At 64.1% G+C, this 12,254-nt stretch carries 9 protein-coding genes; 7 read left to right on the top strand and 2 right to left on the bottom strand.

Features of this window, described 5'->3' with window-relative positions:
• The first annotated feature begins 42 nt into the window (after positions 1 to 42).
• From BCL93_RS04290 to eno, 4 genes are all read left to right on the top strand, one after another.
• Entirely contained in the window at positions 43 to 1,464 is a 1,422-nt protein-coding gene (locus BCL93_RS04290) for an FAD-dependent oxidoreductase (protein WP_112053867.1), read from the top strand.
• Between the two features lie 313 nt (positions 1,465 to 1,777).
• Complete coding sequence (locus BCL93_RS04285) at positions 1,778 to 3,439, top strand: CTP synthase (RefSeq protein ID WP_112053866.1); 1,662 nt, start codon at positions 1,778 to 1,780, stop codon at positions 3,437 to 3,439.
• A gap of 9 nt (positions 3,440 to 3,448) precedes the next feature.
• On the top strand, positions 3,449 to 4,300 hold the full coding sequence (gene kdsA, locus BCL93_RS04280) for a 3-deoxy-8-phosphooctulonate synthase (protein ID WP_112053865.1): 852 nt from the start codon (positions 3,449 to 3,451) through the stop codon (positions 4,298 to 4,300).
• A gap of 183 nt (positions 4,301 to 4,483) precedes the next feature.
• Complete coding sequence (gene eno, locus BCL93_RS04275; protein ID WP_112053864.1) at positions 4,484 to 5,779, top strand: phosphopyruvate hydratase; 1,296 nt, start codon at positions 4,484 to 4,486, stop codon at positions 5,777 to 5,779.
• A gap of 699 nt (positions 5,780 to 6,478) precedes the next feature.
• Here the strand turns inward: eno and fdxA are convergent.
• Together fdxA and mutS are read right to left on the bottom strand one after the other, a co-directional pair.
• Positions 6,479 to 6,802, bottom strand: coding sequence for a ferredoxin FdxA (fdxA, locus tag BCL93_RS04265; protein WP_092523025.1), 324 nt, complete (start codon positions 6,800 to 6,802; stop codon positions 6,479 to 6,481).
• A gap of 326 nt (positions 6,803 to 7,128) precedes the next feature.
• Positions 7,129 to 9,738, bottom strand: coding sequence for a DNA mismatch repair protein MutS (mutS, locus tag BCL93_RS04260; RefSeq protein ID WP_112053862.1), 2,610 nt, complete (start codon positions 9,736 to 9,738; stop codon positions 7,129 to 7,131).
• 197 nt (positions 9,739 to 9,935) lie between these two features.
• Here mutS and BCL93_RS04255 point away from each other — a divergent pair, with 197 nt between their 5' ends.
• The 3 genes from BCL93_RS04255 (at position 9,936) to BCL93_RS04245 (ending at position 12,157) form a co-directional block, all read left to right on the top strand.
• Entirely contained in the window at positions 9,936 to 10,478 is a 543-nt protein-coding gene (locus BCL93_RS04255) for a CinA family protein (RefSeq protein WP_112053861.1), read from the top strand.
• Positions 10,479 to 10,594: 116 nt separating this feature from the next.
• Positions 10,595 to 11,656, top strand: coding sequence for a recombinase RecA (gene recA / locus BCL93_RS04250; RefSeq protein WP_092523031.1), 1,062 nt, complete (start codon positions 10,595 to 10,597; stop codon positions 11,654 to 11,656).
• A gap of 3 nt (positions 11,657 to 11,659) precedes the next feature.
• The gene (locus tag BCL93_RS04245) at positions 11,660 to 12,157 is read left to right on the top strand and encodes a regulatory protein RecX (protein WP_112053860.1); all 498 of its coding nucleotides are present in this window, start codon (positions 11,660 to 11,662) and stop codon (positions 12,155 to 12,157) included.
• Positions 12,158 to 12,254 lie beyond the last annotated feature (97 nt).

Here is a 12,254-nt window from a genome sequence, read left to right as displayed (position 1 = left end):
GCGGCCCCGCCCTGACCTTCCAGTTTTCGAGGAGAGACGATCATGGCAGAGCGTCTTCAGCACAACGATTTTCAGTTTATCGACGTGGGTCGTCAGGACCCGCAGAAGAAGGCAGCGCGCACCCGTTCGCGGGAGTTTGCCGAGATCTATGAGCCCTTCCAGCCAGGCGAAGCCGCCAGTCAGGCAGATCGCTGCCTGGGGTGCGGTAATCCCTATTGCGAGTGGAAGTGCCCGGTCCACAACTATATTCCCAACTGGCTGAAACTAGTGGCCGAGGGCAATATCCTCAAGGCCGCCGAGCTGTCCCATGAGACCAACTCGCTGCCCGAAGTGTGTGGCCGGGTATGCCCGCAGGACCGCCTCTGCGAGGGCGACTGTACCCTCAATGACGGCTTCGGTGCGGTGACCATCGGCTCGGTGGAGAAATACATCACCGATACCGCCTTCGCCATGGGCTGGCGCCCCGACATGTCGCAAGTCAAACGGACCGACAAGCGGGTGGCAATCGTCGGCGCCGGCCCTGCGGGCCTTGGCTGCGCCGATATTCTGGTGCGCAACGGCGTCACGCCGGTGGTGTTCGACAAGTACCCCGAGATCGGCGGCCTGCTGACCTTCGGTATCCCGGAGTTCAAGCTCGAGAAAAGCGTGATGGAGCGTCGTCGGGCGGTCTTCGAAGAGATGGGGGTGGAATTCCAGCTCAATACCGAGATCGGCCGTGACATCACCATCGATGACCTGATGGAAGACTATGACGCCGTCTTCCTCGGCATGGGCACCTACAAGTACATGCAGGGTGGCTTCCCGGGCGAGGATTTGCCGGGCGTACACAAGGCGCTGGATTTCCTGATCGCCAACGTCAATCACTGCCTGGGCTTCGAGAAGGATGCGGCCGACTACGTCTCTTTCGAAGGCCAGCGGGTGGTCGTGCTGGGCGGCGGCGACACGGCCATGGACTGCAACCGCACCTCCATTCGCCAGGGGGCGGCCAGCGTGTCCTGCGCCTACCGTCGTGACGAGGAGAACATGCCGGGCTCCAAGCGTGAGGTGGCCAACGCCCGCGAGGAAGGCGTGGAGTTCCTGTTCAACCGCCAGCCGGTGGCAGTGGTCGGCGAGGAGCGGGTCGAAGGCATCAAGGTCGTGCGTACCCGCATGGGCGAGCCCGACGAGAATGGCCGTCGGCGTCCCGAGGTGGTGCCGGGCTCCGAAGAAGTCCTGCCAGCGGATGCGGTGGTGATCGCCTTCGGCTTCCAGCCGACCGATATCGACTGGCTCGAGCCGAACAACATCAGCACCGATGAGCGTGGCCGCATTACCGCTCCAGAGCACGGCCGCTACCCCTTCCAGACCAGCAACGCCAAGGTCTTTGCCGGTGGCGATATGGTGCGCGGCTCCGACCTGGTGGTCACCGCCGTCTATGAGGGGCGCCAGGCCGGCGAGGGCATCCTCGATTATCTCGAGGTGTAGCTTCTGCGGCGATGCTGGCGAGGGGCGCGACCAGTGTCGCGAGCGTCTCCGGCGACAGGCCCGCGAGGAGGCGCGGTGAACCCGTCCCTGGGCGCTACCTCTGCCATCCATGGCAGAGGACCTCCTCTTCGGCCTGTCCCCGGCGTCGCGGCCCCGTCAGCGTCCTTGCGGCGTCGCCTGGCCTGACAGTCCTGCGTCCATCATTTCCAGGCAGGGGCCGAAATTGAGCCGCCAAGGCGACTCTGCTATTCTGTCGTCCCATCCTGGTGCGGTTTCCTTCCGCGCCTTCTGATCACGTTTCGACAGGTTCTCCATGACACGATATATCTTCGTGACCGGCGGCGTTGTGTCTTCTCTAGGCAAGGGCATCGCGTCCGCTTCGCTGGCGGCGATTCTCGAGGCGCGTGGCCTCAAGGTCACCATGCTCAAGCTGGATCCGTACATCAACGTTGATCCGGGCACCATGAGCCCCTTCCAGCATGGCGAAGTATTCGTCACCGAGGATGGCGCTGAGACCGACCTGGATCTGGGCCACTACGAGCGCTTCATTCGTACCAAGATGACCCAGAGCAACAACTTCACCACCGGCCGTGTCTACGAGCACGTGCTGCGCAAGGAGCGCCGCGGCGACTACCTGGGCGGCACCGTGCAGGTGATTCCTCATATCACCGACGAGATCAAGCGTCGGGTCTATGAAGGCGGGGAGGGCTTCGATGTGGCCCTGGTCGAGATCGGCGGCACCGTTGGCGACATCGAGTCGCTGCCGTTCCTCGAGTCGATCCGTCAGATCAGAAGCGAGCTGGGGGCCAACCGCGCCATCTTCATGCATCTGACCCTGGTGCCCTACATTCAGACCGCTGGCGAGACCAAGACCAAGCCGACCCAGCACAGCGTCAAGGAACTGCGCTCGATCGGTATCCAGCCGGATATCCTGATCTGTCGCAGCGAAGTCGAGCTCGAAGAGACCGAGCGGCGCAAGATCGCCCTGTTCACCAACGTCGAAGAGCGGGCGGTGGTGCCGCTGCAGGATGCCGATACCATCTATCGCATTCCGCTGATGTTGCACGAGCACGGCCTCGACGAGATCGTCTGTGACAAGCTGCGTCTGGAAGCCGATGAGGCCGAGCTGGATGAATGGGTGCGCGTGCTCGATGCCAAGCTCAATCCGCTCAAGTCGGTCAACATCGCCATGGTCGGCAAGTACATGGAACTGCTGGATGCCTACAAGTCACTGAATGAGGCGCTGATCCACGCCGGCATCCAGAACCGCATCAAGGTCAACATCGACTACATCGATTCCGAAGACATCGAGCGCCATGGCCCGGAGCGACTGGCCGGCAAGGATGCCATCCTGGTACCTGGCGGTTTCGGTGAGCGGGGCGTGGAAGGCAAGATCGCCACCGCCCGCTTCGCCCGCGAGCAGAAGATCCCCTACTTGGGCATCTGCCTTGGCATGCAGGTGGCGGTGATCGAGTTTGCGCGTCACGTCGCTGGCTGGACGGATGCCAACTCCACCGAATTTACCCACGACACCAAGCATCCGGTGGTCGGCCTGATCACCGAGTGGCTGAATGCCGAAGGCAAGATCGAGCTGCGCGACGAGGCCTCCGATCTCGGCGGCACCATGCGCCTCGGTGGCCAGGTGTGTCATCTGAAGCCGGGCTCCAAGGCTCGCGAGGCCTACGGCAACGACGAGATCGTCGAGCGCCACCGCCACCGTTTCGAAGTCAACAACCAGTTCATTGGCGAGCTGGAGAAGGCCGGCCTGGTGATCTCCGGCAAGAGCGTCGATGAGTCGTTGGTGGAAATGGTCGAGCTGCCGGACCACCCCTGGTTCGTGGCCTGCCAGTTCCACCCCGAGTTCACCTCTACGCCCCGCGATGGCCATCCGCTGTTTTCGGGCTTCGTACAAGCGGCTCTCGAGCAGAAACAGGCGCGTGCCCGGCAACAGGCGCAGGCTCAGCCGCAGGGCTAAGGAGCTCATATGAGCGAACCACAGAAGATCATCGAGGTTGCCGGCCTACGGGCCGGCAACGCCCTGCCGCTGACCCTGTTTGGCGGTATGAACGTGCTTGAGTCCCGCGATATGGCCCTCGAAGTCGCCGAGCGCTACGTGGAGGTGACCGGCAAGCTCGGCATGCCCTACGTCTTCAAGGCCAGCTTCGACAAGGCTAACCGCAGCTCGATCCACTCCTACCGTGGGCCGGGGATCGAGAAGGGGCTCGAGATCCTCGCCGAGGTCAAGGAGCGCTTCCAGGTACCGGTGATCACCGACGTTCACGAGCCTTGGCAGGCCGCGCCGGTGGCCGAGGTTGCCGACATCATTCAACTGCCGGCGTTCCTGGCCCGCCAGACCGATCTGGTGGTGGCCATGGCCGAGACCGGCGCGGTGATCAATATCAAGAAGCCGCAGTTCCTGGCGCCCCACGAGATGCGTCATATCACGCGCAAGTGCGAGGAAGCCGGTAACGATCGTCTGATCCTCTGCGAGCGTGGGTCGAGCTTTGGCTACAACAATCTGGTGGTCGACATGCTCGGCTTCGGTGACATGAAGGCCACCGGCTATCCGCTGTTCTTCGACGTTACCCATGCCCTGCAGCGCCCCGGTGGTCGGGCCGACAGCGCCGATGGACGTCGCGCCCAGGCCGCCGAACTGGCCCGTGCCGGTGTCGCCGTGGGCCTGGCCGGGATCTTCCTCGAGGCGCATCCGGACCCTGACAATGCCAAGTGCGACGGTCCCTGTGCCCTGCCGCTGGATCAGCTGGAGCCGTTCCTCAGTCAGCTCAAGGCGCTGGATGACCTGGTCAAAGGCTTCCCGGCATTGACGATTTCCTGAGCCAAGCAAAGGCGGTCCGGCGGTCCGGCGTTCCGGCGGGTCGTCTATCCGCTCTTGCATGCAGTTCCCGATAGACGTCTGTTTTCGACAAGATGGTGGTCGATAGACCCTTTACGAGCGGAGCCGTGACTCCCTCCAGGCACGCCGACTGGATCAACGCTTAGCGATAATAAGGACGAGATCATGACCAAGATTGTTGATATTCGCGCCCTTGAGGTGCTGGACTCCCGCGGTAATCCCACCGTGCAGGCCGAGGTGGTGCTGGACAGCGGCGCCAAGGGCGTGGCCTGTGCGCCGAGTGGCGCCTCCACCGGCTCTCGCGAGGCACTGGAACTGCGTGACGGCGACAAGAGCCGCTATCTGGGCAAGGGCGTGCTGAAGGCCGTTGAGGCCGTCAATGGCGCCATTCGTGAGCGACTGACGGGGCTCGACGCCCTCGACCAGCGCGGCCTGGACAACGCCATGCTCGAACTCGACGGCACCGAGAACAAGGAAAGCCTCGGCGCCAACGCCATCCTCGCCGTTTCCCTGGCTGCCGCCAAGGCTGCCGCCAGCGCCAAGGGCACCGAGCTCTACGCGCATATCGCCGAGCTCTATGGCCAGCCGGGCCAGTACCTGATGCCGGTGCCGATGATGAACATCCTCAACGGCGGCGAGCATGCCGACAACAACGTCGACATCCAGGAATTCATGATCCAGCCGGTGGGGGCGCCGTCCTTCCGTGAAGGCCTGCGCATGGGCGCCGAGATCTTCCACGCCCTGAAGAAAGTGCTGGCGGGCCGTGGCCTTTCTACCTCGGTGGGTGACGAGGGCGGCTTCGCGCCTAACCTCGCCTCCAACGCCGAAGCCCTGGCGGTGATCAAGCAGGCGGTGTCCGATGCCGGCTACACCCTGGGCAGCGATATCACCCTGGCACTCGACTGCGCCTCCAGCGAGTTCTTCAAGGACGGCCAGTACAGCCTGTCTGGTGAAGGCAAGAGCTATGACGCCGCGGGCTTTGTCGACTACCTGGCCGAGCTTGCCGACCAGTACCCGATCGTTTCCATCGAAGACGGCATGGACGAGTCCGACTGGGCCGGCTGGAAGGCGCTCACCGACAAGCTCGGTGACAAGGTGCAGCTGGTCGGTGACGACCTGTTCGTGACCAACACCAAAATCCTCAAGCGCGGCATCGACGAGAAGATCGGCAACTCCATTCTGATCAAGTTCAACCAGATCGGCTCGCTGTCCGAGACGCTGGATGCGATCAAGATGGCGCAGGATGCCGGCTTCACCGCGGTCATCTCGCACCGCTCCGGCGAGACCGAGGACACCACCATTGCCGATCTGGCCGTGGCGACCTCGGCGGGGCAGATCAAGACCGGCTCGCTGTGCCGCTCCGATCGCGTCGCCAAGTACAACCGCCTGCTGGTAATCGAGCAACAGCTGGGTGAGGCGGTGCGCTATCCGGGTCTTGCGGTCATCAAGGGGCAGGGATGAGCTCGCTACGCTCAGTGACATGACATGAAAGGTAAGACGAAAAGGCGCCCGTGGGCGCCTTTTTTTTGTGTCTGGCGATGCTATGCGCTATAGCGAGTGCGCCTCATGTCCTCATTGCGTGTAAGAGATTACCGACAACTTGCCCCCGATATACATGACTTTGATCAATAAATGATCGCTCTTGAAACGCTTGTTTTTATTTAAGATTTTGAAATTAATGATCTTTTAGATGACTGATGCATAAGGAGCAGGGTGTCTTCTCCTCCATTGGCCGACTTGAGAACCCTGCCATAGCGGCCACACTGTGCGTGGGATGTGGGAAAGCAGGATGCTTTCCCGGCAGGATGCAACGGGATGGTAGTCGGGTGCGCCTGGTACGACAGGAGGTCGTTCCCGGGCAAGGAAGTCACCTCAGGAGTCGAGCATAGGGACATGCTCAAGGAACGGCTAGGAGCGGGCGACCTTCGGGTCGCCTTTTTTGTGTCCGTTTTTTATACGTTTGTCTGCACGCAAATTGAGGCGTGCCAGTCAAGCAGCTGACGACTCGAACCGATTTCTGGTGGCGCGGCAGCCGTGTTTTTAGACGCGCATGCGCCAATCACCTGCACCCTCCGCGCTATTCGGGACGGGGCAGCATGAAAAAGGGCCGGCGATTTCTCGCCGGCCCTTTTTCGTGAAGCATGCCTTGACGGCACTGTCTCAGCGCTCGAGCAGTTCCTTCTTGCCGCTTTTGCCATCCCACTCCTCGGCGTCGGGCAGCGGGTCTGTCTTCTCGGCGATGTTCGGCCAGACCTCGGCCAGCTCGGCGTTGAGCTCGATGAACTCCTGCTGGCCCTCAGGGAGCTCGTCCTCGGAGAAGATGGCCTCAGCAGGACATTCCGGCTCACAGAGAGCGCAATCGATGCACTCGTCGGGGTGGATGACCAGGAAGTTGGGACCTTCGTAGAAGCAGTCTACCGGGCAGACCTCCACGCAGTCGGTGTACTTGCACTTGATGCAGTTTTCGGTGACGACGAATGTCATGGGGCTTCCTCGATCGTTAGCTGTCAGGGGCTCGATGACTCGCCGGGCCTCTGAGTGAGTCGTTTGACTAGTCTAGTTATAAGCGGCTTGATCATTAGAAGCCGCCATTCTAATGGGCGAATATTCTAGTCGTGGCGTGCAGGGCCAGCAAGTCATCGCAGCGGCCGGCGGGCAGAACGTTTCGGCATTAATCCATGCCCGTTGAGCTGCGTTCCGGGCACTTTACCCGTTGATCGTGTCGGCCCGTTCAACTGACCGTCGGCTTGTCTGGATCATCGACCTGGTGCCTTGGTCGGTGCACGCCTGGGGCGCCTCTGCCCAGGCCCCTAGACCTTCTCGCGCCATCTATAAAGCAGTTCCAGGGCCTGGCGTGGGCTCAGACCGTCGACATCCAGGCCGGCCAGTTCGTCGAGCAGTGGGTGCGGCGTGCTGGCGAACAGGTCATCCTGGCGCGGCGCCGGTGCCGAAGGCGCCACACTCGCACCGTTATCCGCTGCCGGCTCGGCCAGGGGCGTCTGGCGCTGGCCCTGGTCGACTTCCTGCTGTTCGAGTAGGGCGAGCTTCTCGCGGGCCCGGGCGATCACGTGCTGGGGCACCCCGGCCAGTTGGGCCACCTGCAGGCCATAGCTCTGGCTCGCCGGGCCATCTTCCACCCGGTGCATGAAGACGATGCCGTCCTTGTGCTCGGCGGCGGTCAGGTGCACGTTGGCGACGCCCGGCGCCTGATCGGGCAGGGCGGTCATCTCGAAATAGTGGGTGGCAAAGAGCGTGAAGGCTCGCGAGCGGGTCAGGTGCTCGGCGCTGGCCCAGGCCAGCGACAGACCGTCGAAGGTCGAGGTGCCGCGACCGATCTCGTCCATCAGCACCAGGCTCTTGTCGCTGGCGTTGTGCAGGATGTTGGCCGTCTCGGTCATCTCGACCATGAAGGTCGAGCGGCCACCGGCCAGATCATCCGAGGAGCCGATGCGGGTGAAGATGCGATCCACCGGGCCGATCTCGGCCGCATCGGCGGGCACGAAGCTGCCGGTATGGGCCAGCAGGGTGATCAGCGCGGCCTGACGCATGTAGGTCGACTTACCGCCCATGTTGGGGCCGGTGATCACCAGCATGCGTCGGCTGTCGTCGAGGGCCAGGTCGTTGGGCACGAAGGGCGCCTCGCTGACATGTTCGACCACCGGATGGCGTCCGCCCTGAATATTGATGCCCGGTGCCTCGGTGAGGGTCGGGCGCACGAAGTCCAGCGCCTGGGCGCGCTCGGCGAAGCTTGCCAGCACGTCGAGGCTGGCCAGCGCCCTGCCGGACTGCTGCAGGGCGTCGAGCTCGGCGCCTAGGGTGTCGAGCAGTGCTTCATAAAGCAATTTCTCGCGACCCAGCGCTCGGGACTTGGCCGACAGCGCCTTGTCCTCGAACTCCTTGAGCTCGGGAATGATAAAGCGCTCGGCGTTCTTCAGCGTCTGGCGGCGGATATAGTCCGCCGGTGCCTCTCGGGCCTGAGCGCGGGGAATCTCGATATAGTAGCCGTGTACGCGGTTATAGCCGACCTTGAGGCCGGCAAGGCCGGTGCGCTCGCGCTCGCGAGCCTCCAATTGGATCAGGTAGTCACCGGCGTTTTCGGCCAGGCCCCGCTGCTCGTCGAGCTCCTCGTCATATCCGGTGGCGATCACGCCACCATCGCGGATCACCACCGGCGGATTCTCGACCAGTGCCCGGGTCAGCGTCTCGGCAAGGGAAGGGTAGGGGCGGATATGGCGCTTGAGCTCATCGAGCGCGGTGCCCTCGTCGAAGCCCGAGAGGCTCGCCTCGAGGCCGGGCAGGGCATTGAGGGCGTCGCGTAACCGCGCCAGATCCCGGGGGCGCGCGCTGCGCAACGCCACCCGGGCCAGGATGCGCTCGACGTCGCCGATGGCCTTCAGGTCTTCGCGCAGGGCCACGAAGGCCTCGTCGTCGAGCAGCAGCGCCACGGAGGCCTGGCGGGCCAGCACCCGCGGGCGGTCGTGCAGCGGCCGGTTCAACCAGCGCTTCATCAGCCGCGAGCCCATGGCGGTGGCGGTGGTGTCGAGCACGCTGGCCAGGGTGTTGTCGCCGCTGCCGCCCAGGTTGGTGTCGATCTCCAGGTTGCGCCGGCTGGCGGCGTCGATGACCACGGCGTCGTCCCGGTTCTCGACGCCGATGGCGGTCACGTGGGGCAGCTGGGAGCGCTGAGTGTCACGGGCATAGTCGATCAGCACCCCCGCGGCGGTCATGGCGGCCTCGAGGTGGGCGCAGCCGAAGCCGCGCAGGTCCTGTACCGCGAACTGGTCGCACAGAGTGCGGGTCGCGGATTCGAGATCGAACAGCCAGTCGCTCTGGCGGCGCAAGCCTCGGCGCTCGGCAATCGAGGGTGGAAGGTCCTGGCTATCGGCAATCAGCAGTTCGGCGGGGTCGAGGCGCTGCACCTCGGCGAGCATCTCGGCCTCGCCCTCGACCTCCAGTACACTGAAGCGCCCGCTGGAAAGCTCCAGCCAGGCCATGCCCCAGGTCTCGCCCCGCGGATAGGCGGCCAGCACCAGGTTGTCGCGGTTGGCATCGAGCAGCGCCTCGTCATAGAGGGTGCCGGGGGTGACGATGCGCACCACTTTTCGCTCCACCGGACCCTTGCTGGTGGCCGGATCGCCGATTTGCTCGCAGATCGCCACCGACTCGCCGGCCTTGACCAGCCGCGCCAGGTAGCCCTCGGCGCTGTGGTAGGGCACACCGGCCATGGGAATGGGCTTGCCCGCCGACTGGCCGCGCTGGGTCAGGGTAATGTCGAGCAGGGCGGCGGCGCGCTTGGCGTCGTCGAAGAACAGCTCATAGAAGTCCCCCATCCGATAGAACAGCAGCACCTCGGGGTGCTCGCGCTTGATCTTCAGGAACTGGCTCATCATCGGGGTGTGCTGGGCGCTGGCCTGGGTCATGGGCTTCCTTGATTGCTCTGGCGTGCGTGGCGCTGTAGGGCGCGGCTGGACGTGACAGCGAGGACATGGCGTCGCCCGGACGCGGGTGGCTCGTCAGGGGCGGTCAAAAGGCGATATTCTACCCGCTCACGCGCGCCTCGTCAGGCGCTGACCCGCCATGCCGCGCGTATGGCTTCGCCAGCCGTCAGGGAGGCACGATGAAAGGGAATACCGCGGCCCTCGAGGCCCTCGACACGCTCACTCTCGCCACTCGGCTTGGCGAAGCCTGCCGGGCTCGTGGCGCGTCCGTGACCGCCGCCGAGTCCTGCACCGGCGGCGGTGTCGCCCATGCCATCACCGAGATCAGTGGCAGCTCCGGCTACTTCGAGACCGGCTACGTGACCTATTCGAACGCCGCCAAGACGCGCCAGTTGGGCGTGCCGGAGGCGACCCTGGCCAGCCACGGTGCGGTCAGTCGCGAGGTGGTCAATGCGATGGTCGCTGGGGCCTGTCGCGATAGCGGCGCGAGCCTTGCCGTCGCCATCAGCGGCGTGGCCGGCCCCGGCGGCGGCAGCGAGGCCAAGCCGGTGGGCACGGTCTGGCTGGCCTGGGGCGACAGTATGGCTCAGGAGGCCGTATGCCGGCACTTTGACGGTGATCGCCACGCGGTGCGCGAGCAGGCGCTGCGGGCGGCGCTGGTCGGGCTGATCGAACGGCTCGAGAGTGAGCCGGCGATACAGGAAAAGTTGCCTGAGCGGTAGGCGCGGCCGGTTTTTTTCTCCATAATACTGTGCAGTCATACAGTGCTTGGCTCCAGTATCGAGATCCAGCATTCAGAACTCATCGTTTTCCCTTTGATGACTCCAGGAGGCCATCCATGGCACAGGACGACAATCGCTCCAAGGCATTGAACGCGGCGCTTACCCAGATCGATCGCCAGTTCGGCAAGGGCACCGTGATGCGCCTGGGCGACGCGCCGCGCGTGGTGATGCCTTCGGTGTCTACCGGCTCGCTGGGCCTGGATATCGCGCTGGGCATCGGCGGGCTGCCGCTGGGCCGGGTCGTCGAGATCTACGGGCCGGAATCCTCGGGCAAGACCACCCTGACCCTGTCGGTGATCGCCCAGGCCCAGAAGCAAGGCAAGACCTGTGCCTTCGTCGACGCCGAGCATGCGCTGGACCCGAGCTATGCCGAGAAGCTGGGCGTCAATCTCGACGACCTGCTGGTCTCCCAGCCGGATAACGGCGAGCAGGCGCTGGAAATCTGCGACATGCTGGTGCGTTCCGGCGGTGTCGACGTGATCATTGTCGACTCGGTGGCGGCGTTGACGCCACGGGCCGAGATCGAAGGCGAGATGGGCGACTCCCACGTCGGCCTGCAGGCGCGCCTGATGTCACAGGCGCTGCGCAAGATCACCGGCAACATCAAGAATGCCAACTGCATGGTGGTGTTCATCAACCAGATTCGCATGAAGATCGGCGTGATGTTCGGCAGCCCCGAGACCACCACCGGCGGCAACGCCCTGAAGTTCTACTCAAGCGTGCGCCTGGATATTCGCCGCACCGGCTCGGTGAAGCAGGGCGACGAGGTGACCGGCAACGAGACCCGCGTCAAGGTGGTCAAGAACAAGACGGCGCCTCCGTTCCGCCAGGCCGAGTTCCAGATCCTCTACGGCAAGGGCATCTACCATGCCGGTGAAGTGGTCGATCTGGGCGTGCAGTGCAACCTGGTCGACAAGGCAGGCGCCTGGTACAGCTACAAGGGCAGCAAGATCGGTCAGGGCAAGGCCAATGCCGCCCAGTACCTCGAGGACAACCCGGCGATCATGGAAGAGATCGAGAGCCAGATCCGCGACCAGTTGCTGGCTAAGGCCGAACCGAAGGACGACAAGGCCGAAAGCGAAGCCGTGGCCAGCGACGAGCTCGACGACAAGGCCTGATCCATGGCGTTCGAGTCCGGCAAGGCGACACAGGGCGGTGACGGCGATCGGCCGTCATCCCGTGACGACGCCATTCGGCTGCTGGCGCGGCGAGAGTATTCCCGCCACGAGATCGAGAGCCGCCTGTCAGCCAAGGGGCATGCTCACGAGGACGTGGCGGCTTGCCTCGACGCTCTGGCCGAGCAGGGCCTGCAGTCGGATGAGCGTTTCGCCGAACACTTCGTTCGCTCGCGCATCCAGCGGGGCCAAGGCCCACGCAAGGTGCGCGCCGAACTGGATCAGCGGGGTGTGGCGCGCGAGACCGCCACTCAAGCCCTCGAAGATGCTGAGGTCGACTGGTATCAGCTGGCCGCCGAGACCCTCGCCCGGCGCTTCAGCGGTCCCGGTGATGCGCCCAAGGGGCGCGCCAAGCGCGAGCGGTTTCTTGCCGGGCGTGGCTTCGAGTTCGATCAGATCAAACATGCCCTGGCTCACGCCTGGGATGCCCCCGAAGACGACTAGCCCGCGCTTCCCCCCTGAAAGTTTCCCGCCGACTCGTTATACTCCAAGGTTTGCGACGACACCGGCGTGCCGTGTCGGTCCGCCTCGGCGGCCGCTC

This window comes from Onishia taeanensis (genome assembly GCF_003268885.1).
GTDB lineage: Bacteria > Pseudomonadota > Gammaproteobacteria > Pseudomonadales > Halomonadaceae > Onishia > Onishia taeanensis_A.
The sequence above is the reverse complement of the archived record's forward strand: the minus strand, read 5'-3'. Positions and strand labels throughout refer to the sequence as shown.